Origin of the sequence: Scytonema hofmannii PCC 7110 (genome assembly GCF_000346485.2) — a bacterium.
Taxonomy (GTDB): Bacteria; Cyanobacteriota; Cyanobacteriia; order Cyanobacteriales; family Nostocaceae; genus Scytonema; species Scytonema hofmannii.
Window position 1 is genome coordinate 5,057,782 of the sequence record NZ_KQ976354.1, and the last position, 24,996, is coordinate 5,082,777.

At 41.7% G+C, this 24,996-nt stretch carries 14 protein-coding genes and 1 pseudogene; 8 read left to right on the forward strand and 7 right to left on the reverse strand.

What is annotated here, in order from left to right:
* Positions 1 to 521: 521 nt before the first annotated feature.
* The gene (locus WA1_RS21040; RefSeq protein ID WP_066612948.1) at positions 522 to 4,202 is read left to right on the forward strand and encodes a WD40 domain-containing protein; all 3,681 of its coding nucleotides are present in this window, start codon (positions 522 to 524) and stop codon (positions 4,200 to 4,202) included.
* Between the two features lie 264 nt (positions 4,203 to 4,466).
* Here WA1_RS21040 and WA1_RS52995 read toward each other — a convergent pair whose 3' ends face one another.
* Genes WA1_RS52995 through WA1_RS21050 form a run of 3 tightly spaced genes read right to left on the reverse strand, consistent with a single transcriptional unit; the run spans position 4,467 to position 7,787 of the window.
* Positions 4,467 to 4,763 (reverse strand): DUF1016 N-terminal domain-containing protein, encoded by a 297-nt coding sequence (locus WA1_RS52995; protein ID WP_081402912.1) that lies wholly within the window; start codon positions 4,761 to 4,763, stop codon positions 4,467 to 4,469.
* A gap of 1 nt (position 4,764) precedes the next feature.
* The gene (locus WA1_RS21045; protein WP_017747607.1) at positions 4,765 to 5,886 is read right to left on the reverse strand and encodes a 3-oxoacyl-ACP synthase III family protein; all 1,122 of its coding nucleotides are present in this window, start codon (positions 5,884 to 5,886) and stop codon (positions 4,765 to 4,767) included.
* A 35-nt stretch (positions 5,887 to 5,921) separates the two neighbouring features.
* Positions 5,922 to 7,787 carry a ScyA-related TPP-binding enzyme gene (locus WA1_RS21050; protein WP_017747608.1) on the reverse strand — a complete coding sequence of 622 codons (1,866 nt, stop codon included), beginning with the start codon at positions 7,785 to 7,787 and terminating at the stop codon, positions 5,922 to 5,924.
* An 834-nt stretch (positions 7,788 to 8,621) separates the two neighbouring features.
* Here WA1_RS21050 and WA1_RS21055 point away from each other — a divergent pair.
* Together WA1_RS21055 and WA1_RS21060 are read left to right on the forward strand one after the other, a co-directional pair.
* Positions 8,622 to 8,894 carry a hypothetical protein gene (locus WA1_RS21055; protein ID WP_017747610.1) on the forward strand — a complete coding sequence of 91 codons (273 nt, stop codon included), beginning with the start codon at positions 8,622 to 8,624 and terminating at the stop codon, positions 8,892 to 8,894.
* 164 nt (positions 8,895 to 9,058) lie between these two features.
* Complete coding sequence (locus tag WA1_RS21060) at positions 9,059 to 9,811, forward strand: hypothetical protein (RefSeq protein ID WP_272819192.1); 753 nt, start codon at positions 9,059 to 9,061, stop codon at positions 9,809 to 9,811.
* A 115-nt stretch (positions 9,812 to 9,926) separates the two neighbouring features.
* Here the strand turns inward: WA1_RS21060 and WA1_RS21065 are convergent, their stop codons facing one another.
* Positions 9,927 to 14,594 (reverse strand): nSTAND1 domain-containing NTPase, encoded by a 4,668-nt coding sequence (locus WA1_RS21065; RefSeq protein WP_017747612.1) that lies wholly within the window; start codon positions 14,592 to 14,594, stop codon positions 9,927 to 9,929.
* Positions 14,595 to 14,908: 314 nt separating this feature from the next.
* Here WA1_RS21065 and WA1_RS21070 point away from each other — a divergent pair, with 314 nt between their 5' ends.
* Both WA1_RS21070 and WA1_RS21075 read left to right on the forward strand, forming a co-directional pair.
* Positions 14,909 to 16,396 (forward strand): hypothetical protein, encoded by a 1,488-nt coding sequence (locus tag WA1_RS21070; RefSeq protein WP_026135126.1) that lies wholly within the window; start codon positions 14,909 to 14,911, stop codon positions 16,394 to 16,396.
* A 68-nt stretch (positions 16,397 to 16,464) separates the two neighbouring features.
* Positions 16,465 to 17,589 (forward strand): DUF1822 family protein, encoded by a 1,125-nt coding sequence (locus WA1_RS21075; RefSeq protein WP_017747614.1) that lies wholly within the window; start codon positions 16,465 to 16,467, stop codon positions 17,587 to 17,589.
* Positions 17,590 to 17,792: 203 nt separating this feature from the next.
* Here WA1_RS21075 and WA1_RS60070 read toward each other — a convergent pair.
* Positions 17,793 to 17,900, reverse strand: a pseudogene (locus WA1_RS60070) (DUF2278 family protein); the annotation flags it as partial.
* A gap of 616 nt (positions 17,901 to 18,516) precedes the next feature.
* Here WA1_RS60070 and WA1_RS21080 point away from each other — a divergent pair.
* Positions 18,517 to 19,146: a zinc ribbon domain-containing protein gene (locus tag WA1_RS21080; RefSeq protein WP_017747615.1), complete on the forward strand. Its 630-nt coding sequence runs from the start codon at positions 18,517 to 18,519 to the stop codon at positions 19,144 to 19,146.
* A gap of 51 nt (positions 19,147 to 19,197) precedes the next feature.
* On the opposite strand, the gene WA1_RS21085 is transcribed toward WA1_RS21080, so the two are convergent.
* Positions 19,198 to 20,187, reverse strand: coding sequence for a DUF2278 family protein (locus WA1_RS21085; protein ID WP_017747616.1), 990 nt, complete (start codon positions 20,185 to 20,187; stop codon positions 19,198 to 19,200).
* A 277-nt stretch (positions 20,188 to 20,464) separates the two neighbouring features.
* Between WA1_RS21085 and WA1_RS60075 the strand changes: the two genes are divergently transcribed.
* Positions 20,465 to 20,590, forward strand: coding sequence for a hypothetical protein (locus WA1_RS60075; protein WP_272819193.1), 126 nt, complete (start codon positions 20,465 to 20,467; stop codon positions 20,588 to 20,590).
* A 63-nt stretch (positions 20,591 to 20,653) separates the two neighbouring features.
* Entirely contained in the window at positions 20,654 to 23,935 is a 3,282-nt protein-coding gene (locus tag WA1_RS21090; RefSeq protein WP_066612949.1) for a DUF4114 domain-containing protein, read from the forward strand.
* Here WA1_RS21090 and WA1_RS21095 read toward each other — a convergent pair.
* The gene (locus tag WA1_RS21095; RefSeq protein ID WP_017747618.1) at positions 23,932 to 24,804 is read right to left on the reverse strand and encodes a DUF928 domain-containing protein; all 873 of its coding nucleotides are present in this window, start codon (positions 24,802 to 24,804) and stop codon (positions 23,932 to 23,934) included. The two genes, WA1_RS21090 and WA1_RS21095, sit on opposite strands and share 4 nt — an antisense overlap.
* Between the last annotated feature and the right edge of the window lie 192 nt (positions 24,805 to 24,996).

Below are 24,996 nucleotides of genomic sequence, written 5' to 3' on the forward strand. Positions count from 1 at the left end.
TCTATTAATGCTCTAAAGAACTACATCGGTATATAGATTTCGTTTTTTCAAATTATATAGATGCTGTTAGCTGGACTGGCAATGATTGACAACCTATCAATAAAAATCCTTATTTCTTTTCTTTCATGACAAAATCATGATTGTCTTTGACCGTCATCAAGAAGCGACTGATGAAATCTCTTGTATATTCAAGCTTGCTTGCTGACCATACGATTGGCACATCTATTTTTTGACGCTGTTCATTTATTAAAGTTCCTAATTTGCTTGAATGGTTTTGAGGCGCATTCTTCTTAATCCTTAATTAATAGGGTTTTGAGACGGAGTTGTCACCCCCTTAGCAATTTCAGCCAATCATCATTATTGATTTCTTGGTTTAAGTTTTTCACAAAACAGTAGTTTTACTGATTTCTCATACCTAGTGTAGATGATCGCCATAAATTATCAATACAGTAAAGTTACGGTAAAGTTACGATGAAGTTACTTCTATGGTAGAGTTGACATAGAAACTCATATAATAGCCTATGAACTTTGAGGAAGCGTTGGAAGTTGCTGATGAAGCCGTGTTCCTGAATGTAGGAAGAAGGTTGAGTCATGTAGAAATCACTATCCTCAAAGGCTCTTGGGAGAATCTAACCTACGAGAAAATCGCTTCTGAAGCCAGTTACTCGGTAGCATACGTAAAGCAACATGTGGGTCCCGATCTCTGGAAGTTGCTTACCGAAGCACTGGGCGAGAAAGTCAGTAAAAGCAACTTTCGCTCGGCTCTAGAGCGCCAATGGCGCAAATCTAAGAACGCAGAGGGAGTGGGGGGAACTCTAGAAAATTCCATCCAAAATTCAAACCCCCCTTTTTCCCCCCTTGCCAAGGGGGGATTAAAGGGGGGTGCTCCCCTTGCTAATGAGGAATTTCACAGGGGTGCAGACTGGGGAGAACAGATAGATGTCTCTATGTTCTACGGACGCACAGCAGAACTCAACATACTAGAACAATGGCTGATAAACGATCGCTGTCGATTGGTAGCACTATTGGGAATGGGGGGAATTGGAAAAACTTCTATTGCAGCCAAGCTAGCGCAACAAATTCAAGGATCGTTTGAGTACGTTATCTGGCGAAGTCTCCACAATTCCCCGCCACTTTTTGAAATCCTTGCTACCTTGATTCAATTTTTCTCCAACTTGGAGGTTTCAGAAAATGACTTACCAAAAAGCCTCAACAGTAGAATCTCGCTACTGATTGAGTATTTACTCAAACACCGCTGTCTTATAGTACTTGATAATACTGAAACCATTTTGCGGAGTGGCGATCGCGCAGGATTCTATCGAGAAGGCTATGAGGATTATGGATTACTCATCAAACGGGTGGGTCAAGAAATTCATCAAAGTTGCTTGATATTAACATCTCGAGAAAAACCCAAAGAGGTAGCATCACTTGAAGGACAAGCTCTCCCTGTTCGTTCATTACAACTGGGTGGTGTAGAGGCGGTAGCAGGACAAAAAATTTTGGAAGTTAAGGGGATCGGTGGCTCAAAGTCAGAATTGACAACATTAGTCGAGCATTATGCAGGTAACGTCTTAGCCTTAAAGATAGTTGCAACGACGATACTAGATCTTTTTAATGGTGATGTTTCTGAATTTCTCAGACAAGAGACAGCTGTCTTTGGTAGCATTCGCGAGCTTTTAGACCAGCAGTTTTCACGCTTATCAGATTTAGAAAAGGACATCATGTACTGGCTGGCAATTAATCGCGAGCCAATTTCATTATCACAGTTACGAGAAGATATCGTATTACCAATACCACTACCAAAATTACTGGATGCTCTAGAGTCTTTAGTACAGCGATCGCTACTCGAGAAGAATACACTGATGAAAAACCCAGTATCACTCTTCACACTTCAACCCGTGTTAATGGAGTATGTGACCAATCAATTGGTAGAGCAAGTTTGCCAAGAAATTGCAACGCAAAATATTACGCTTTTTAGAAGCCATGCTCTGATTAAGACGACTGCAAAAGATTATGTACGGCAAACTCAAATTCGCCTCATCCTTGAACCAGTGATTCACGGTCTACTAACGGATTTGAGAAGCAAAAAAGATATTGAAGAAAAGCTGACTCAAATTATAACCAAGCTGCAAGAAGAATCTCCTTTAGAACTAGGGTATACGGGGGGAAATGTTTTCAATCTACTCAAGCAACTGGAGACCGATCTAAGCGGCTATGATTTCTCGTACCTAAATATTTGGCAAGCAGATTTACGAAGTGTAGAATTGCACAATGTAAATCTTGCTCATGCCAATTTGACTAAGTTGGCTTTTGTTGAAAGTTGCGGAGCGATTTTATCAGTCACCTTTAGTCCTAATGGTACGCTTCTGGCTGCAGGAGATACAAATGGTGAGATTCACTTGTACCAAGTTGCAGATGGTCAACAATTGCTTATTTGCAAAGGACATAAAGGTTGGGTTTGGTCGGTTTGCTTCAGTCCTGATGGTAAGACGCTTGCTAGTGGAAGTGAAGACCAAACAATTAAGCTATGGGATACCAGCAACGGTTGCTGTCTGAGAAATTTAGCAGCTCATAGCGGTACAGTATTCTCAGTTGCCTTCAGCCCTGATGGTGATACCTTAGCAAGCGGTAGTGAAGATAACACGGTAAAGTTATGGAACGTAAGTACTGGTCAGGTTTATAAAAATCTCACAGGACACACCAACTGGGTATTCTCTGTCGTCTTTAGCCCGGATGGCTGTACTCTGGCAAGTGGTAGTCATGACTCCACTATCAAGCTGTGGGATACCCGTACTGGTCAACTCCTCAACACTCTACACGGTCACACAAAGCGAGTACAGTCAGTAGCTTACTCTCCGAAAAACAGTCACATCCTAGCAAGCGCCAGTGATGACCATACCGTAAAGTTGTGGGATACAAGTACTGGTGAATGCCTCAAAACTTTACAGGGACATAGTAGTGGGCTTTGGTCAATTGCCTTTAGTCCGGATGGTCGGGTATTAGCGAGTAGCAGTAATGACCAAACAGTCAGGCTTTGGGATTGTCGCACTAACCAATGCTTCCGCATATTGGCACAGCATAGTAATCGGGTATTGTCAGTTGCCTTTAGTCCTCAAGGTACTATACTTGCTAGCGGCACTTTCGACCAAGAAATAAAAATTTGGGAGGTAGAGAGTGGTCACTGTCTCAAGACCATACAAGGTTACGCCAATTGGGTATTTTCGGTAAGATTCAGTCCTCAAGGTACTACGCTCGCTAGCGGTACTAATGATGGCAAGGTGAGGTTATGGAACAGCAGTACAGGTCAATGTTTTAAAACTTTGAAGGGGCATAGTAATAAGGTATGGTCAATAACTTTCAGTCCAGATGAAAATATCCTTGCCAGTAGTAGTGATGACCAAACAGTGAAACTGTGGAATATCAGCACAGGTCGATGTTTCAAGACTTTGCAAGGTCACACTGGTGGAGTCCTAGCAGTTGCTTTTAGCCCTACGAGTCAGGTTCTTGCTAGTGGCGGTGAAGACCAAGCAGTCAAATTATGGGATATCAGCACGGGTAAATCCTTCAAAACTCTGCAAGGGCATTCTAACCGCATATTTACCGTCGCTTTCAGTGTAGACGATCGCATTCTAGCAAGTGGTAGTGATGACCATACAGTGAAATTATGGGATATCCACACAGGTCAATGTCTTAAAACTTTACAAGGGCACACCAATCGAATATATTCAATTGCATTTAGCCCTAATGGTTTCATTCTGGCAAGTGCCAGTGAAGATAAGACATTGAAACTATGGGATATCCGTACAGGTGAGTGCTTGAAAACTTTGCAAGGACACACGGGTTGGGTTCGGTCAGTTACCTTCAGTCCTGATTGTCAGGTATTAGCAAGTAGCAGTGATGACCACACAGTAAGACTGTGGTATGTGAGCACGGGTGAATGTCTCAAAATTTTGCAGGGACACACGGGTTGGGTTTGGTCAGTGACTTTCAGCCCAAAAGGTGATGCGATCGCTAGTGGTAGCCATGATGGCAGTATTAAACTTTGGGATGTCTTGACGGGTTATTGCGTCCAAACTCTTAAAGACAAAAGACCTTACGAGGGTATGAATATCACTGGCGTTACAGGTCTAAATGAGGCAACTGTTGAAACTCTGAAAGCTTTGGGAGCAGTTGAATCTTATCCTAGTGGTCCACCACATTGAATTTGAGAGGTGATTTAAAAAACCGCAAAGACGCAAAGAGCGCGAAGGAAGACAAGGAGAGAATAAGCCTAAGAATGGTTTGAACCAATTTGAAGCAGTCTTTAAGCGGACACGATATTATTAGACATCTCCAGAAATTAATTATGCATTACCCGAAAGTTTTGGTAGGGGCGCAAGGCATTGCGCCCTTACATCTTTTCCACCAGATGTCTATTCCATATCTTCAATTTCCACAGAAACTCCTTCCAACTCGCTTCCAACTGTTCAATAGTTGGTAATTCTGCTTGTAACTCTTTTGGCATTGTTTTTAATTTTGTCTAAAATGACGCAGTTATGAAACCAAGGAATTTGTGCAGCAACCAGCTGCACAAATTCTTCATCAGGGTAAGCCTCAGCAAAAGTTCGCATATACTTAAGATTACGTGCTGAAAAACCCGCTTTATCTGGAAAAGCAGCTTTTAAATCTTTGGCAAGACGTTCGATAACTTTTGCACCCCATCCTTGTTGTTGCTGTCGTGTTAAAAACTGTTGAAACCCTAAAAGCTTTGGGAGCGGTTGAATCTTATTCTAGCTTTGATGATTGAGATTCTTTGAGGGGAGGGCAAGGATAAGGACCCAATGCAACATCGCCCCAGCGCATGACAGTCGCACCAGCATTGGATACCGAGCCAATGGTATAGAGAAGAACCAAGTCGTTTTCGTGAATTTTGCCCAATTTTGCAGCGTGGTATAGATTACTAAGAGGCAGTACTGGTCCAATGTTTCCATACTGAGGATAAAGGTTGATTGTACGTTCCATCTCAATGCCTAATGCACGCGCACAAAGGCTTGCATACCAAGCTGTGGGTGTATTGAATGCAAAAAAGTTTATTTGATCTAAGGTCACACCCGCAGCAGCAACAGCACCTTCACAGCATGTCCGTATAGAAGGTACAGCCATGTTGCTGAGGACTTTGTTTGCGTTCTTCCCTGTCCTTAGGAAAATCCGCTCCTGACCCCAAGCATCTTGTGTAAGTTCGCTAAAGAAAGCACCACAAGTCTCGGCGGTATGAACAATTTTAGTGCCAAGAATTCCCTGGTTTGATTCTAGCGAACTGACGACAAAAGCTCCTGCACCATCGCCAGTAAACCAGGAGAGGGTATCAGTTTCCTCAATAAAGCGAGAATATGTACATGAGAGAACCACCAATACATTACGGTATTCTCCCGCCCGCACTAATGCACCGGCAGTTTGGAGTGCAACTATAGCATTTGAGCACATGGAATCTAGATTCCATGCAGCACCAGTCAGACCTAATTGAGCAGCAAGTGCGGCTGCATTACCAGGTACGATTTGCTCTGCAATTAGCGAAGCAACAATCATGAGGTCAATTTCGTGGGGAAAAAGCTGAGCGGCTTCAAGGGCATCTTTTGCCGCCTTATACTCTAGTGTCAGCGAAGATTCGTCTGAACCAAGTACTCTCCGTTCAATGGTACCACGAAAGGGGTCTTGAAGATAGGGCATCATTTCTTGGTCAAATTCGTTGCTGGGGGCTGAGCTAGCAAGCGAAAACAGCCTCGCTAAACTTTTTTGCTCAGCAGTAGCAATCATATCGGGGTATTTTTCTCTGTAGTAATCGTTTGTACGCTTGATGCAAGGCATGCTTAATGCAAGCGAGCGAATACCGACTGGCTGGTATACCATGATAAATCTCCTTTCAAGAATTTGTGAGAAATTTGTTAGGAATTTGTAGCGCCTTGGGAAATCAAACTTTGAATACGACCTCCGATGGGTGCTAGTTGAGTTGGATCGATAATGAAGTCAACAACAACCGGACTCTTTGAGTTCATCGCTTTCTCTAATGCTGCTTGTATCTCAGACTCTCTTTCAACACGGATACCCGTGGCTCCCAAACCACAAGCAATTTTGGCAAAATCCGCTTGGGCGATCGCTGTATCCATACCCTCGTAACCCTGCATATTCAAGCCTTGAGCGCACATATTGTAACGCCCGTCATTTAGTACAATCCAAACAGCAGGAATTTGGTAACTTACAGCTGTACTGACCTCATTGTTCATAAGCATCGCACCATCCCCAACAATCGTCACCGCTTTACCGTGATGGGCGATCGCAGCACCAACAACGCCTGTGGTCATATGACCCATAGATGAAAACCCTGTACTGACTCGAAAACGACCTGGTTGAGTAAATCGCAGTAGGTGAATTGCCCAAGCAAATGAGTTTCCTCCCTCAGCCATAACCACAGCATCGCTTCCCTCGACAATAATCTGTTGGATAGCATTCATCAGTACTTCCGGTCGCACCTGACTGTGTGAGCGTGGATTGATAACATGACGCTTGGGTTGCGATCGCGATCTGGTCTTTGACTGATTTTGCTCCTCGCTTAAGTGCTTTAGCAACTCCTTGACAAACAATCTTACATCAGACTGAATTGCAAAGGTCTCGGCAAATGGATATGCACTTCCAGGAACCTGTGGGTCGATGTCAATATGCACAAGACCTTGGGAAGGTATCATTGCAGGATTCCAAAAAGAGGTAAATTCACCAAGGCGTGTTCCCAAGACTAGCGTTCGTACAGGACGGTACTCTCGCATATATTCTAAAACCGACTTATGCCCAGCAAAGCCTGTAACGCCCACAAATTGAGGATGATTCTCAGGAAAAATCCCCTTGCCTCGTGGCGAACACATCACCATAGCTTTCGTTCTCTCAGCAAGTTGGCGAATTTCTGCTGCTGCAAAGCGAGCACCAAAGCCAACCCAAATGGCAAATGGTTCTTGTGATAACAAGTCTGCACATTTTGAAATGGTTTCTTCAGTGGCGATCGCAGAAGCAAAAAACAAACTGACCTGTGGTAAGGACGTATTGACTGAGCTTGTTTGAATATTGGTTGGGATACTTAAGTGGGCGACAAAGCCGCCTAATTGGGTTAAGCCTCTCGCTAGCCGTTGACAGATTTGTGGGAGTTCATCACCGGATTCAAGAGTAGCCGCGTAATGAAATAATGGTTCTTTTGTAAAGATACCCGTGCTAGGCATCGTATAAGTGCTGGTTTCTTGGAGAGACCATCGACCGCGCTGCGATGTTGAGGTGGAAGCAGAGAGAAAAATGACCTTCGCCCCTTCCCAACGAGCAGCAAATAGCCCAGTTAACGCATTCGTGATTCCCGGACCAGTGGTGGTGAATACTACGACGGGGCGATCGCTAACAAAGTATGCTTCAGTGGCTGCAAAAGCGGCTCCTACTTCATGACGAAAGTGAAAAACCCGAATTGAGCTATGTTGCAAAGCATGCCACAGTGGTACAATTGCTCCCCCCGATACACCAAATGCATATTGCACTCCCATGTTTTCCAGCATCTTGACTATTGCAAAGGCTACTGAGACAGATACAAAGTCCGATTGTAGATTTAGCTGGTTATTCGTAACAGGCGAGGGGGTTAAAGATGACTGAGTTGGAGTGAAAATATCAGACCCGGATTCATAATTTAGGACACTGTTCCGATCTGGTGTGAACTTCCTTTGAGTATGAAGTTTTTCCTTTTTCGCCTTACTTTTGTTGATAGGAAAAGATTTAGCGCTCATAAATTAAAAAAGTAAATAAGTGTGCTACCAGTACCCACTTTAATCATTGGGTATTACAAAGGTGTACCAAAAACTTGTGTCCAGTAGTGTGTGTAATTAAAGTTGCCCCTATCATTAGCGAAGAAGTAGTAACCAACCCCAATTTCCTTGTAATCTGGATTCAGGTTGAGTATTAGTGAGTTCTACAATGCGATAGATAAAGTTGCGATTCATGGTCAAAAACCTCTTAACGTTGAGAAATGATATGAGTGATTTAGTCAGTCATGGCGTTTGAAGACTAAGTAATTAAAAGAAAGAAGATTAGTATGAAAGAGTCTTCAAAAGAAATAAAACCCTCCGAACGCAAACCATTTTTAATTACTGTTCTGAAGAGTCACATTTATACATAGATTCAGGTTTTTTCAACCTATACACTCCCGGTTCAACCATTTTTTTATAAGTTAGGAAAAATAGAAAGAAATAATGCCAATTCTCTAAGAGGATGTTTTAAATTCCTCAACCTGCTGCTGGGAATTGCTCTACACTTTAAGGACGTGGGACTTTGGGCGATGATTTTAATCGATAATGTACAATGCCTGCAAGCCAGAATCAAGGCGTGCAGGCATCTAAAGTTGAGTTGAGATAATGTCGTCTCAAAAAGTGCTATGTTGAGCAAACTGGCGTGATGGGGTCATCGCTTGTGTCAAGATGTGAGTAAACTTCTATTTACCTTACGCAAGTGTATAGGTCGATTGGACTTGAACTTATTTACAAGTAGAAGCAAGAAAAACAAGCAATTAGCTTGGGTTCCTCCTTCTGCTCAAAAGAACATCACACCATCAAAAAAACATTTCTATGAGCATCAAACCTGATTTGCGACAAAGTTTCATGACTCAATTGCTGAAAACAACGTCATTCACACGAACAATCAGCAAATCTTTTGCTATCGGACTAGTGGTGTGTTCGGCTTTAAGTGTATCATTTTTATCATCTAAATCTAGCTACGCCTACAGCGCCTTTAAAAATAACGATTATTATATCGCACAAACAAAGCAAAACCCCACTCAGACCACGTTTAATGGCTATGGTGTTGGTAGTTCACTTTTTAATTCCGATAGCTTGACATAGAGTGCGATCGCTCTCACTAACATCAGGATTAGTTTTGAGATAATCGCGCACCTAATTGTCACCATATGCCATTACCTTATTCCGTTGTGCCAACCACTGCCAATTGTCGTTTCAGTGACATCTCTATGGCTACTTCAAATCAACCAATTGTTGCTAAAAAACTAATGACCAAAAGTATCTTTGCAAGTAAAACAATCTGGAGGACAGTTTTAGCAGGAGTAGTATATTTAGCTCCACTTACTGTACTCGAATTTGGGATGATGCAAGTCATTCCTTCTATGTTCAATCCGCTCCCAGCAGAGGCAAGCAATAGAAGTTACACAGATATGCTGAATGCACTGGGACGGAGGGAAACAGGACAACAAAATCCACGGTACGATAGGGAGGAGGACACAGGTTTGCGTTTTATTGGCAAGTACCAATTTGGAGAAGCGCTACTGATTGACCTTGGCTACTACCAAGCTAGGTGCGGTTCTTACTACGTTAAAGGTCAACCGGGTCCTACTCGAAATGAATGGAATGACACATGGACAGGAAAGCGCAATGTTCGTAGCCTAGAAGATTTAAAGAACTCCCGTAATGCCAGTAATGTTCATGTTCAAGAATATATAATTCGTGAAGCTTTTCACATGAATTATGATATTATCAATCAGGAGCTTGGCAAGCAAGGAAAATCCATAAGAAGCTACATCGGACAATCAATAAGTGGTAGTCAGCCAATCACCCTTTCTGGTCTTCTGGCAGGCGCACACTTAGTAGGACCTTGGGGCGTCAAAGATTTTCTGCTCAATGGTACAATCCACAAGGATGAAAATTTCACTACTGTTGTCAAATACATTGATGAGTTTCGCGGTTACAGCGTAACGGAACAAAACGTGAAGGGGTTCCCATACACACGCAAATATTGCACCCCATAAACGCCTCTAAATTTATTTGACAAAATAAATTACCTGCACTGCTAATCAGATATCGAGTTGTGCAGGCGGCTAAGGTTAGGTTAAGAAAATATCTTTCAAAAAGCGTTACCTCAAGCTACGGAGTCTCAATTCCATCACACAGACGGCGATCGCTGGAGTTGACATGGGGATTATTTTTCAGATAGTCGCTTACCCAATTGCAACCATCAACCAGTAGCTGATTTGACTCCAAGCTCAAATTCCACAGAATTAATTTTCCGGCGTTGTCACCTGAGGCAAGGTGAGTACCATCTGGGCTAAAATTAAGGCTCCAGACGGAATCATCGTGTCCAAGATAGGTTTTCAGTTCCTTTAGCTCAAGACTCCAGAGTTTAACAGTCTTATCCTTACTGGAAGTAGCAATTGTTTTGCCATCAGGGCTAAATCTGACACGAAAGACTCCAGCATTATGCCCTGCGATCCTTTTAATTAATTGACCTTCTCTTGTCCAAAGTTTAACAGTTTTATCCTCACTGGCAGTAGCAATCATCTTGCCATCAGGACTGAAACTGACACTATGAACTCCATCCAGATGCCCCTTAAGGATTGTGATGAGTTTACCTTCTGTTGTCCAAAGTTTGACAGTTTTGTCCCAACCTGCGGTGGCAATAGTTTTGCCATCAGGGCTAAAACTGACGCTATTCACCCCTTCCCCATCTTCATCTTCATTTTTTTTATGTGCCGTTAAGGTTTGGAGTGTAAAGCCATTCAAGTTACAGATTATAACAGTACCGTCGTGACTGGCAGTAGCAAAAGTTTTGCCATCCGGGGTAAAGCTCACTTGCCAGATCCATTTTTGATTGTGCGCCTTGAAAGCTTTGATTTTTTCTCCCAGACGATTCCAAAGTATCACATGACCATCAGCAGTAGCAGTAGCAATAATTTGTGCATTAGGGCTAAAATTAACGTGAGTAAACCATGTGTCATCGCTAGTGTCATCCAATTCAAGAGTTTTGATTAATTCACCATCGCGCCGCCAAAGTTTGACAGTTTTGTCCTGACTAGCAGTGGCATATTCGGAGCCATCAGGGCTAAAACTGATGCTATAAATCGCACCATTATGCACCTGTTGAATTTGATGTTTCTTCCCTTTGAATTGCCAAAGTTTGGCAGTGCCATCCTTGCTAGCAGTGGCGATGATTTTGCTGTCAGGGCTGAAACTGACGCTCCAGATCCAATCTTTATGTCCCTTCAAGGTTTGGAGTTGGGAACCTGATTCGCTCCAAATTTTGATGGTTTGGTCAGTACCGACGGTAGCCATTTTCTGACCATTAGGACTGAAGCTAACGCTAGTTGCTTCTTTATGAGCATTTAAGGTTCTGATTACCTTTCCCTCAATGCTCAAGAGTTTCACAGTTCCATCCCGACTAGCAGTAGCAATTTTTTGACCATCACGGCTGAAACTCACACTCCAAACCCAATCCTTATGTCCAGCAAAAGTTCGCAGTAATTGCCCATCTTGCCTCCAGAGTTTGACTGTGTAATCTTGACTGGCGGTGGCAAGAGTATGACCATCAGGACTGAAACTTAGGTTCAAAATCGACTTTTCATGTCCCTTGAAGGTTGTGATTAATTGACCATCAATTGTCCAAAGTTTGATATATCCCTTGGCGTCAGCACTAGCAATTGTCTTTCCGTCAGGGCTAAACCTCACACTATTAACCTTTGTATTATGCCCGGTGAAGGTAGTTATTAATTTACCGTCAGTTGTCCAAAGTTTAACAGTTTCGTCCCAACTAGCTGTGGCAATTACCCGATCTGTTGGGCTAAATCTGACGCTTCGTACTGAATCTTGATGTCCTGAAAGGGTTTTGATGTCTTTTCCATCCAGACTCCAGAGTTTAACGGTTTTGTCTTTACTGGCAGTGGTCATCATATTACCAAGCGGGCTAAAACTCACGTCTGTAACTTCATCTGTATGCTTTTCCAATCGATTGCGTTCTGTTACGTTATAAAGTGCCTCCTGTAATAAAATATTAACCTGCTTTTGGAGATCAGCTTTTTCCTGAGGTTGATGAAATGCCGGGAACAAAGGTGTTTTATTCAGTTTTTTAAATGCCTTCAAACTTTGTATGAGCGCCTCAAAATCTTGAGATGATGTTAAAAGTGCTTGGCTTGATACACTTATAGCTTTGATTTCGTTCAAACGTGCATTCTGCCATTGCCACCATGCTACAAGAGCGAGTATCAAAGTGACTACCAAACCACCAGTGAGTCCTGACATAATAAGTTGCTGGCTGCGTTTGTTTTGGCGTAGTTCCTGTTGCTGACGTGTAATGCTAGCGGTAATAAAATTCTGCTCAGATTGTGTGAGTTGTTCTCCCCGTTGCTTGTACCATTCTTGTGCTACAGCCAGCCGAGTTCCTTGCAATAATGCTTCTACTTGGTGCTTCTTATCCAGCCCCAGCCATTCTTGCACGTCTGGCTTTAATCTTTCTTGCCAAATGCGAAACTCACGGTTAGCTTTGATCCACTCCCGCAAGGTTCCCCATTCCCGAATCAATGCTTCATGGACAATTTCTACTGTTTCTATTTTCTCAGTTTCATCCCACCCAGTCACCACTAAACGTGCATCCGCCAAGCGTTTGACTAAACCCCAATTTTCTTCCCCCACCTCGTGGTGAGTGGCTACACGCCTAGTATCCTCTGTTCCTTCCCCTGGACGCACTAACTGAATAAATACCCTTTGTGCTTTTTCTTTATCCGTTTCAGATAACGGGTTCAATACATCATCTGCATAGTTAGCCAAAGCTTTCTCTAAACCACCAATTTCTTCATAAGCCTCATGGGTCAGATACCAATTCTTCTGTTTAGACCATAACTGTGTCAGAGCAAATTCAAGCATTGGTAAACGACCAAGTTGATTCCCAAGGTCATTAATTAATCTACTAGTTAACCCCGACTCTAACTCCACCTTCATTTTTGCTGCAGGCTTTTTGATCGCATCTCGTAATTCTTCGGAGTTCATCGGGGTCAGTAAAAATGGTGCATATCGCTGCAAAGCCTCACCAAAAGGTTGATAATCGAGCGCATTTCTCAGAAAATCCGCTCGTAGCGTTAGCACCAACGTAAACCTTCTCCCAAATTGTACAGCATACAACAACGCATCTAAAAAAGGTTGGCTCTCTGCTTCTGTTGCTAGAGTGTAAAGTTCTTCAAACTGGTCAGCCACCAAAACTAAACGCTGATATCCTAAAGAATTAACAATATTTTTAATATAATGGTATAAAATTGTATTATCTAACTCTAGGTCTTTCTTTAAATTGATTTCCATCGGAGAGCGAGCATTTTCTCCTACATCCTCTTGCTGCTGTCTTACCAAGGACTGACAAAGAGGATTCAACGCTGCAGCCAAAGCATCAAAAGGATTCTTCCCTGGACGAAAACTGACTATCTCTACATTAAGAGTAGCTTGTAAACGCGGAATTAACCCTGCAAACACCAAAGACGACTTCCCACTCCCGGAACCACCAATAACAGGAACGACGGGGTTGCTGTTGACTGCTTCCACAAGAGAAGCAATAAACTTCTCCCTACCAAAAAAGAAATCTGCATTTTCCTGACGAAACGCAGATAAACCCTGATAAGGACAATCAGGAAGTTCCCCAGACAGTCCTCCCAAATCTTCCCAACTTGGTGGAGGCTCTGTTGTGTTTTGACAGATAACTGGCAACCAACTGACTCCTGGTAGCTGCTTTGCAATATCTCGATCGTCTGCAAGTTCTTGCAACTTATCTCTTGCTTGTCGAACTGAATTAAATAAAGATTCACCTTGGGAAAAAGAATTTAAAAAATATTGGAGAAACTTTTGTGCTAATTTATCCGGTACTTCTTCGCGCCAGACAATGATGTAGGGAAGATTTAAAGAAGCTAATTGCCTTGCTAAACCCAGACCATCACAAGAATTGAAAATGGCTAATTTTAAACCTTTGTTAATTGCTGCTTTTAGTGTGTTTTTGATTTCTACCAAACTTAAACTATCATTGCGATTAATATTTATGACACCTGTTTGACCATCATTTTTAGTTTCGCTGTGACCAGCAAAAAACAAAATGTCGCAAGGTTCTTCCCAGAGGGCGTTAAAGTCTGAACGATTTGGTTCCGTAAGAACTATTAATTCTGCGGCTCGTTTCTTCAATTTTTCAAGCAATTCTTTATCTGGGCTGGTATCAATATTTGTACTATCTCCAAAAATACTAATAATCTTAGCTCTTCTAATTTTACCAGCAGTAAATGATTCTTCAGATGCAGTAGTATTTGCAACAGAAGAGTAAAAACAAACAGCCGCTTCATAGGAGAACTTTTGAGCAAAAAAATTCCATTCCTGCCAGGGTAGTCGATGTAAGATGTCCTTGGTTGCTAGGGATGCAATTTTCTCAGTGTGGATAACCAAACGAATTTCTGGCTGGGGATCTTGTGGCAATACTTGTTCTAATTTTAACTGAATAGAGCGAAGCCACTGATGAAGTTGATTGCGTAAATACACAGATGAATCATAACAATCTGTTTTGGATAGATTCGTGACTTGGTTATCTTTAAAACGACCTCTGGAATGGTTCAGTAACAAGTAGTATTGTTTTTTCCAACGTTCATAAAAACTTGGAATTTTCGCATCTGGAGGTAATTGCACTTCTAGTTGTGTGATGTTACGCTGTGCGTTTGCCACCGTCACCTTAAGATTGATATTACTAAACCCGTGCTCAAAGTTCCCATCATCAAACTCCAAGTTTACCCATATTTCCATAAACCACTACTACCCATCACCATTTTTATTTAATAGTTTCAAGCAAACGCAACTTATGCGGTTTTCAAGAAGAATTGCAACAAAACTTTAAGAATTTATTACGTCCTGCTAGGGAGACATAATTTTTAGTATATTTTTACTACCTGCGCTCATCGGTTTTTGCAACACAACAGCCAACAGCATCTGTATAAGTTCAAAAAACCGAAACATATATATATTATGTAGTTCTCCAGAACATTGATAAAAATGGTCTCTGGTGAATAGCTTCGCTGTTAATGTCACATTTGATGAGAAGCAAGGTAACTTTAAAAACTATGATGGCTCCGTCAAGATACTGGACAATGGAGATAATTGATTCTCCTATAGTACATAACAATCGGCTAAAAGGAGGCTACAAAGCCAGGTCAATCCTCCCTGCACAGGAGTTTTTTAGGATACATTTTCCCAAATTAGCCAATCAACCCACATTATCGACAGAAGAAAGCAGACACATTCAAGCTATTGTGTGGAAACTTTTTCACTCAGCTTCCAATATCCGCGATCGCGCCCTTGCTGGACTTTGTTTGAGATGCTACGTATCTCAGAAAATTCTCATCACCTGTAAAAAAATCCCTCACACCTGTCAACCTGAAGTTGGGAAGCCTTTCAGCTATATCGATCTGCTTCCATTCGTTTTAAATGATGATGGTAGAGAACTAGTAATTTTGGATAGTCAGACTCAACTTATCTTGAATCAAGATGACACAACTCGACCAATAGCTCAAGGAGGAGAATTTTTTAGCGTTGAAATTTTGCGAAGATTTAATCCAAACTTAAATTCTAGTGAAAGCTTAGATAATTGGATTTGGAGACTAACGCAACAAAATCAAAATTTAAAATCATTTTTATGGGAATTCGGAGTGCGGACTCCCAGTGACTGGGCGCTACTATGTAAACATATTCCCCGTTCCCTGGAACCGCGTCTTCAAAAAGGAGACCGTGAAATTGTAGAGGTCTTTCATGCAGTCTATCGTCGAGACAGACGTAACTCAGACAAAAAAGGACGTTGTTCTGAACCAACACCAACCCATCTGCAAGAAATGCGGGATTTATTGCACCAACAAAATATTATTGTCAGTTCTTCGAGAGAACTCATTTGTCATTTCAAAAGAATCGCAGAAATCTTACGACAGGATACCCTTTACAGGAGGACAGGTAGTCCTAAAACTATTCCTTTAGAGATATATGATAACTCAACTAATCATTATGCCCTCAATCTAGAATTAGACTATCATGACCCCGATATAGAGGAGATGGAAATAGACCAATTACAAGAGAATTGTCATGTCTTATTTGAACAGATTTTATATGAAGCAATAGTGGAAGTTATTGCCCAACACATTGAATATTTGGCAAAAAGTAAAGGATATAAAAATTTTGCTCAACGATTCTATGAAGGGTTACAACTTTACTACCAAGAGAATAAGACTTTAGGAGAAATTGGTAAATTGTGGGAGATCCCTTGGTCTAAAGTCAGACGTATCTTTATCTTAGAAGACCTTATGAGGAAGGTTCAATATCGAACAGAAGAAAAATTTCTTGACACAATTTTCAAAACATCTACAGTATTTCTATCCACCACAATTTCTAACGATCCAGAACGTCTAAAAAATGTTGCTGAATCAATTAGAGATTATGTATTGAAGAAAACATTTAACAATGCATATGCGGAAATCTTAAGCGGAAAAAAACAAGTAAAAAACAGCTTATTTGCTCAAATGATACGCCGCTACCTGAATAATTCCCTCAATCACGCAGCATGATTAAATTTTTTTATCAGAAAATGCCTACCTTTTTCATCAGAGTCTACTACTACTTGAGGAGTTAAGATATGGTTAACGGTTCTGTTTATTCACAAAACAGGAGATGGAAATTGCCACCAGAAGTTATTTACTTGGAAACAGAACATTTTGAGTCAGCTAAAGAAATTAGCGACCAAAACTTAAATGAAGCACACCAGTGGAAAATTTATTTAAATGCACTAGCGCTACTTGGTTTTGAAAAATGGCTGAGGGAACGAATTCCAGATATCAAAATTAATCGAGATAACTATTCGATATTTCAACCTGACAGTATCAGTGCGATCGCTGATCTTGGTTATCTCAGCTTGGGTGATTTTCACCTTTGCTTAATTACTGTAGATAACTTGATTAATGATTTTGTATCTGTACCAGAAGAAGCCATCACTTCACCAAAAACGGCTGCTCATTTTTATATATTGCTTGAAGTTTTAGAAGAGGAAGAACAATTAAGTATTCACGGCTTTTTGCGTTACGATAAACTCGTTAAATATTGCCAATCAATTAATTTGAACGCCAAGTCTGACAATTGTTATCAGCTACCGCTTTCTTGGTTTGATCCTGAAGTAAACAATCTATTGTTATACTCACGTTTCTTGTCTCCAACTGCTATTTCTTTACCATCAGTAGTTGAAGTCAATAATACAGAGATACAAAATCTTCCTCCGGCGACAAGCATTGCTACTAAAGCACTAGTCAACGTAACCAATTGGTGGCGTGAAGTTTTTGAAGAAGGTTGGCAATCTAGCAAAAACATTTGGAAGACAGTTGATAGTAACTATGCTTGGGGATATGTAAGAAGCCTATCACTAGCTGATTATTCTTCTGGAACTAAAAAATTAGATTTTGGACTACTGCTAAATGGTCAATCCGTAGCTTTAGTTGTCAATTTAAAAAGGGTAGAAAATAATGAATTCGATGTACTTGTACAAGTTATTCCTTGTTATGAGGAATATCGTGATGAACAATATCTACCGTCTGGTTTAAAGCTGAAAATTACTCTTAATCCCAACACCTCTAAGTCAGAAAGCCAGGAAGTTACTGCAAGGAAAACTGATAATATCATTCAGTTAGAATTTAGTGAAGCCCCAGGCAAACAATTTCAGATTGAAGTTAGTTTCAAAAATGCTGTGATTACTGAAGACTTTTTGTTGTAAATTTCATCACTGGTGTTTAGCTTAAAGCTGCCTCACTGAAAAGAGACAAAACTTTACACGGTTCCGATCGCTGCTAAGTTTGTGATTGGAGATGTATCGCTAACTTATAGACATAGGAGTGAAAAACAATGTAGAGACGGGCCATGACCCGTCTTTACAAAGGTTATACGCAATGCATAATTAATTTCCACGCCTATGTCTAATCAAAACATGATTGTCCTGCCTTGCTCTTGAGCATCTTTCTTCGTATAAGAAACACCATCAACCTTAATTCCTTGCGAATTCAGAAGCGTGATAATACCACCTTCATTGCCATTTTACTTGAAAGCAATAAATCGGAATAAATCGGCTTACAATGGGGTAAATTAGACACGCCAGAACAATGTAGTTGACACCAATTGAAGCACAAAAAAGATATGGCTATCACCCTAAAACATTGAGTCGGTGGTCGGATGAGGGACGCATTCAATATATATGGAAGATTTTATGAGCCGGACTGCATTGATGAGCGCTCCTTATAAGACTGACTACGTAAATCTGAAAAAAAATCATACAGACTGATTCAAATCAATCAGATAGAACGTGTAATAATGAAGAAGCGGAGGTGAAAAAAATGTCTAAGCGCAAACCCAAAAACGTAGCACTCGGCTAGCTTTAACTGTTAAAAGTAATAGAAAAATTACCGGACAAATTCGGGTCATATATAATCAGGAATTAGAACGGTTTGAGATTTATTTTTTGGTAAATTTTGGAGAATTATCTATTGACCCAAGGGCTGTTAAGACGGAAATTGGGATCGATAAAGGGTACACTGAGGCCTTTTATGATTCGCGAGGTCAAGTCCATGGTGAAGGATGAGGAGAACTGCTTACCCAAAAATCTAATCGCATCACCAAAAAAAATAGAAATCGCTTAAAACTGTTTGCTTTGTCGCAGAATTTAAAAAAGCATGACTCCGTTAAAGCTGCAAGAATTTTAGAACGGAATTTAACCAGAAAAACAGAGAATAAGCGTTATCGTCAAGACCAAGGTGCAATCGCCTCATTGATTGGTCGAGCTTCTAAATCTCTGTTTAGAGAAGGCTTGTTAAAGGTTTATGCAGAGGATTTGACTGAACCTATCAGGAATAAACGTCAGTCCAAAGCCATGTCTCGTAAATTAAATAGTTGGGTAAAAGGCTATCTACGAGACAGTTTGGAGAAATGGGCTAGTTGGAGCAATTCCACTATTTCAGAGGTCGCTGCTAGCTATACGTCGCAAGTAGACTCGGTGACGGGAACCCTTCTAGGGAAACGTCATGGGGACTGCTTTACCAGGTTTAATGGGGTCGTATTGCAGGCCGATCTAAATGCCGCGAAGAATATCCTTGTTCGCGGACAGGACAAGGAAATCCACCGCTACATGAAAGCGGCGGAAGTTCAAGCTGTATTATTGCGTCGTACCGCGCGATTCTTGCAGGGTTATGGTCAGAATTTACGGGATGCGGTTGAGTTGGGCTGGCTCGACTCTAAGCATACCAAAAGTCCTGCCTTCAAGAGTTTGGTCAGTGGGAGCTGACCAACATCTAGATAGACAGGTAGGAGGCAAGAACACCATTTGCCGTTTTGACTACCTCTCACTCAGATAACAATAAATTACACCGTTTTCTGCCGTTTTACGGCGTTTCATGAGTCTCCCTAGCTGAATATCCGTACCTGAAAGCCTCACCACACTAGTGTTCCCAGGCTCGAGAAAACCATCAAGTGGTAACTTTCGTTTTAATCGATCTGCAACTGACCAACCGTTCAAGTTAACTCTGCTAGAAGTGGTATTGAGTAAAGTCACAGTTTCTCTGCCAGAGTCAGCACCTAGGGGATTTACTAAAGCAGCAACAATCCGAACCTCTGCTCTAGTGACTGGCTCTGTCGGTAGGGTAGGTTCAGTTCCAACTCTAACATCTATTGGATCGCCAGTGCGATCGTCTGTATGGAACGACTGAGACTGAAATGCAAAGAACGCTGCTAACCATTGGTTCCGATCTTGAAAGTGAATGAACAAACCACCATCTTGAAAAACACCGTTATCCTGGCTGAACCGTCCGCCACTACCCTGATTCATATGAATGTTATGAACGCCTCGACCCGGTTGGAAACCAAAAATTTTGTCTGCTTTGTCTTCAGGTCCCCAAGGTTCTCCAAAAACGTACAAATCGACATTTTGATTGTTCAGCGATCGCTTAATAAATAAGTCGATAATGTCGTGTAAATCATCTTCTTGTCCTGGAGCATCGGCTGGTAGTGCTTTCATCTGATTGGGAGAGAAGAGGTTACCGCGAATGTAATCTAATGCAATACCCCCTGCTTTTCGCTCTGATTCCTTAATTTCGGTAAAGCCGGATTCTAAGTTAAGCAGTTGGCTAGTCAGTGGATGGTTAAAATTATCATTGACAAGATAGCGCAAATCGACAGGAGCTTGCACTGATTTCACATTAATAGCAAGACGGTATTCATCTCTACCATCTTTGGCAAGAACCTGAAAGTGCGGGCTTTTGTCGTCTTCCCTCTCCAACTTACTGTCTACAGCCTTACATTTTAGAATTCCGTAGCGTTTTAGCGACATATGCTCTCCATTGGTCAATTTAATGAACACTCTCAAAAATTGGTACTTTGGGTAAGACTTTCTCAACTCAAAATTGTACTAAATCAGTAAATACACGGTTTATAGTTCTAAGTAGACTCATGTTAATCTAAATACGTGTATGTCCGTTCTCGTGCATTTATCTCTTAAACACTCTGTTAATCTAACAGTAAATATCCAAAAATAATGATAATTATTTTAAAAAGTCAACATTTGCTTGAGTTGACACGATGTTGCGATCGGTGAGAACAAATACTTCATGACTATGTTTGAGTTAGCAACGATAGTAGTCAGTCATGTCGTTTGCAGAAAAATAGAGAAACGCGATCGCCTTCTAATTCTTGATAAAGTTCTACCACTCAGACACATTTTTATAGCTATTTAGTCCATATCCTTGGAAGTCATTTTGGGTGCTCTGCCATGACGTTACCTTACCCAAAAATGATTCATGGCTACTACTTCTTTGAATGTAACGGTTGATTGGAATGCTGTTGAAGGACAGACAAAAGATGAACATTTTGGAATAAATGTTTATAGGGCTGTTGCAGATGCTGGTAACTCAAAATATCGCAGCAACATGAGCCACATGAGTCCGGGAATAATCCGCTTTCATAATATGGATTATATAAAAGACTCTAGCAAAGACCACGGCTTAATTGATACTGAAAATAAAACATGGGACGTTCAAAAGGTCGTCAATACTATTCAAGCTTCCATTGATATGTTTGGTGCAGATCAGCCCCAACGTATGTTCAATATTCCTTCATGGCCAAGTTGGATGGATGCGAACAAGGATGGTTATTTAGATAGCGATCGCTTTGACGAGTATGCGAACTTATGTGCGGATTTAGTCAAGATTGTTAATAAAGATAATAACTTAGGCGTTCAATATTGGGAAATTACTAACGAAAAAGACATTGAGTACTTTAGTATCTTCCATACCAAAAGTGGTTGGGGTAAACTGATTGACCCGAATCAACCAGATCGCTTGGACGAATTAATAACTATTTATAACAAAGTTGCTGAAGCCATGAAGGCGGTCGATCCGAGCATTAAAGTAGGTGGACCAAGTATTGCTCGTCCCGACTTAACTCCTTTTTATGAACCATTTATCAAAGGAACAGCAGATAATCTGGACTTCTTTACCTATCACTATTACCCTACAGGGAGTGCTGCGACTCCAGACGATCAAGTCTTTAATGCTGCTAATTCTATTGGAAAATACACAAAAACTATTGTTGATACACTCAAGAAGATTAGCCCCAATCGAGATATTCCTGCGATGTTAGGCGAATATAACATCAGTTGGACTTGGGAAACTCATGACCCACGTATGACCAATAACAAAGGGGCGGTTTTTGATGCACTATCAATGATAGAAGCTATAGAGAACGGTGCTGCAGCATCACTCTCTTGGAATGAAAAAGACGGTAGTTACGGTAAAACAAGTTATAACGATACTTTACGTCCTGGTGGTGAACTTCTGCACTTGTTTAATGAATATTTAGTGGGAAATCGTATCTCTACAACCAGCGATAATAGTAGTATCACAACTTTTGCAGTTGATCGTCCAGGTTCTCATAAAGCCTACGTATTAATTAATTCCTCAAATAGTCCTCAAGAAGTTGCTGTCACATTCAATAATTGGAACTTAACAACATCTCATGTCAGCAAACATATTATTTCTGACTCTGGTTATAGTCAAGAACTGACTGCTTGGGATACGGTCAATAATAGTACCATTGTGCTCCCCGCCAACTCTGTTCTTCTCTTTGAAGATGACAGTCCTGAGGTGAGTGTACCGCCGACGTCCGAACCAAATCCCACACCGCCAAGCGATCCACCAGCAAACACTGACACTCCAGATGTCAGTTTACCCACCACTTCTGAACCAAATCCCACACCGCCAAGTGATCCACCAGCAAACACTGACACTCCAGATGTCAGTTTACCCACCACTTCTGAACCAAATCCCACACCGCCAAGCGATCCACCAGCAAACACTGACACTCCAGATGTCAGTTTACCCACCACTTCTGAACCCAATCCCACACCGCCAAGCGATACACCAGCAAACACTGACACTCCAGATGTCGGTTTACCCACCACTTCTGAACCAAATCCCACACCGCCAAGCGATACACCAGCAAACACTGACACTCCTGAGGTGAGTTTACCTCCGACAGGAGAACCCAATCCCACACCTCCAAGTGACACGCCAGCAAACACTGACACTCCAGATGTCGGTTTACCCACCACTTCTGAACCCAATCCCACACCGCCAAGCGATACACCAGCAAACACTGACACTCCAGTTGTAAATTTACCCACCACTTCTGAACCCAATCCCACACCGCCAAGCGATACACCAGCAAACACTGACACTCCAGATGTAGATTTACCCATCACTTCTGAACCCAATCCCACACCTCCAAGTGACACGCCAGCAAACACTGACAGTCCTGAGGTGAGTTTACCTCCGACAGGAGAACCCAATCCTACACCTCCAAGTGACACGCCAGCAAACACTGACACTCCAGATGTAGATTTACCCATCACTTCTGAACCCAATCCCACAATTCCAAGTGACACGCAAGGAAACACTGACAGTCCAGATGTAGGGTTACCCACCACTTCTGAACCCAATCCCACACCTCCAAGTGACACGCCAGCAAACACTGACAATCCAGATGTAGATTTACCCACCACTTCTGAACCCAATCCCACAATTCCAAGTGACACGCAAGGAAACACTGACAGTCCAGATGTAGGGTTACCCCCGACAGGAGAACCCAATCCCACAATTCCAAGTGACATTCAAGAGAATGCTCATAACTTAAGTAATTTGTCACCGGATATTTCCCCTACAATAAACTCTGGCAACCCTATATCTAGCCCTGAAAATATTAGTGCAATTGGCACACCCTACACTCAGACTTCAACGACTCTTCAGTCTTCTACTCCAACCAATCTAAGTTATGACAACCAGCCCGCTCGCTTTGATAATGTAGAGTTTTCATCAAAAGTGAAAGATTCAAGTACTAATATTGCTTCTTTATTATTAAGCAGTGGTAAGAGCGTTAGTCAGAGTCTTAAGTCAGCGATCGATACTCCGCGTAATATTTCCGGAAGCCAAGTCACGGATAAAACCACTATCGGCGAGCCAGAGATTGCGGCTGTGTTAAATACTTCAAATGACTCTCAAGCACCACTGCTTGACTTGCGTAAAACCGATCTAAATAAAGATGGTCAGATTGACAACAAAGTCTTTGTCAATTTCTATGATGTTACCAGCCATGCAGTCTACAACAATACTGTAGGATTCTACAAAATTGCTAATGTAGATGGAGCAGTTTTTGACTCTTTAACAGGCAAATTAATTCCTCCGGGTGAGAAAGGCTACGTTCAAATAGCGCTTGAACAAAGGGTATTGGAGGTAGAGCTAAATCGGAATACAGGCAAACTCATGACTCAACTTGAGGGTGGAGCATTATATGCTCCCTACCTGATTGCAAGTGGTACTGCACAAGAGTACCTTAGCAACATATCTGGTAATCCAACCAGCAATCAAACACCTCAGGCATTCTTCAGCTATGGAGTAGGGAACCCTGATAATATCAATCACGTCAAGTTACTTGGTAAAAATCAGTTGGGATTTGAGGATACAATTGGTGGAGGAGACAAAGACTACAATGATTTGATGTTCAAAGTAAAAGTGCAAAGCAATTAAGGTGAGGATGAGAGATTACAGCAAGGTACAATAGGTTTGTTCGCAAACTCTTCTAAGCCAGCATCTCTCAGCAATTTTTGCCAATCAGTGATGAAATTTTCTGCTTGTGGATGGCTACGGCGAAGTTGTGCTAATTGAGTTAAAGCATCGTACCAAATCCCGTTTTCGGCATACAAAATGACTTGGTTTCGCTCGACTGATTGCAGCTGCACTGCAAGAGTATTGTTAAATGTGGCTCGCTGAATCCACCCGTTGACATCGACTGATTGATTTTTACCATTGCAATTGATGTCGAGAGATAAATACCAATGATAGTTTTTGTCTGGCTCTAATTTAACTGTCGGTGGTAGATTGAGAGCGATCGCTCCTGGCGTTCCGGCGACAGTGAAAGTTCCTTGATAAATCTGCTGGTAATTTCTGGGTTCTCGGTCAGTTTCGTCCCATAATTCCAATTTACCCGTCTTGATATCTTTGGGAAGATAAGGAAGATAAAACCACAGAGTAGGAGAAGCGTTAACGGTTAATCCCCAAACATGGCTAATTGCTTGCTCTGATTCCACAGCAGGAACTAAAGCTAAAAGACGTTCATTGATTTCCAGGACTGAACATTTATGTCCATCACGAGTTCCGCCTCCTTTCCTATTTCCGGGCGCTCCTCTAGGTGACAGAGGCGGTCGATTAAACTTCACTTGGGAAGCAGTTGCGGTTTTAGACTGGGACTGCTTTTGAGAATTTTGGTTAACAGGGGGAGGGACTTCTGCAATGGTTTTTTGGCTGTCCGGAAAAGTACTGGTAGCAAAAGCAATAAGCGCTAAAGCCAATCCTAAAGCTAGTCCAGTTTGCCAACGATAAAACTTGCACCTAGCCACAATTCTCTCTCCCGATCTTCGTTATTCAGAGCTTATCCACTGCACTTAAAGACTACGCAGGCTCTATTTACCTAATTACAAGGAAATGTTTGCTAATTCCGAACATTACCCCCCTTAATCCCCCCTTATAAAGGGGGGAAACTAGATTTCCGATTCCCTCCCCTTACCAAGGACTGGGTTAGGGTGCAATAC

Coding starts and splice junctions, on each gene's coding strand:
- WA1_RS21090 (WP_066612949.1), top strand. CDS start 20,654: ATGGCTACTACTTCTTTGAATGTAACGGTTGATTGGAATGCTGTTGAA.
- WA1_RS21070 (WP_026135126.1), top strand. CDS start 14,909: ATGATGGCTCCGTCAAGATACTGGACAATGGAGATAATTGATTCTCCT.
- WA1_RS21065 (WP_017747612.1), bottom strand. CDS start 14,594: ATGGAAATATGGGTAAACTTGGAGTTTGATGATGGGAACTTTGAGCAC.
- WA1_RS21050 (WP_017747608.1), bottom strand. CDS start 7,787: ATGAGCGCTAAATCTTTTCCTATCAACAAAAGTAAGGCGAAAAAGGAA.
- WA1_RS21060 (WP_272819192.1), top strand. CDS start 9,059: ATGACCAAAAGTATCTTTGCAAGTAAAACAATCTGGAGGACAGTTTTA.
- WA1_RS21040 (WP_066612948.1), top strand. CDS start 522: ATGAACTTTGAGGAAGCGTTGGAAGTTGCTGATGAAGCCGTGTTCCTG.
- WA1_RS60075 (WP_272819193.1), top strand. CDS start 20,465: ATGACTATGTTTGAGTTAGCAACGATAGTAGTCAGTCATGTCGTTTGC.
- WA1_RS21055 (WP_017747610.1), top strand. CDS start 8,622: ATGAGCATCAAACCTGATTTGCGACAAAGTTTCATGACTCAATTGCTG.
- WA1_RS21045 (WP_017747607.1), bottom strand. CDS start 5,886: ATGGTATACCAGCCAGTCGGTATTCGCTCGCTTGCATTAAGCATGCCT.
- WA1_RS21075 (WP_017747614.1), top strand. CDS start 16,465: ATGGTTAACGGTTCTGTTTATTCACAAAACAGGAGATGGAAATTGCCA.
- WA1_RS21085 (WP_017747616.1), bottom strand. CDS start 20,187: ATGTCGCTAAAACGCTACGGAATTCTAAAATGTAAGGCTGTAGACAGT.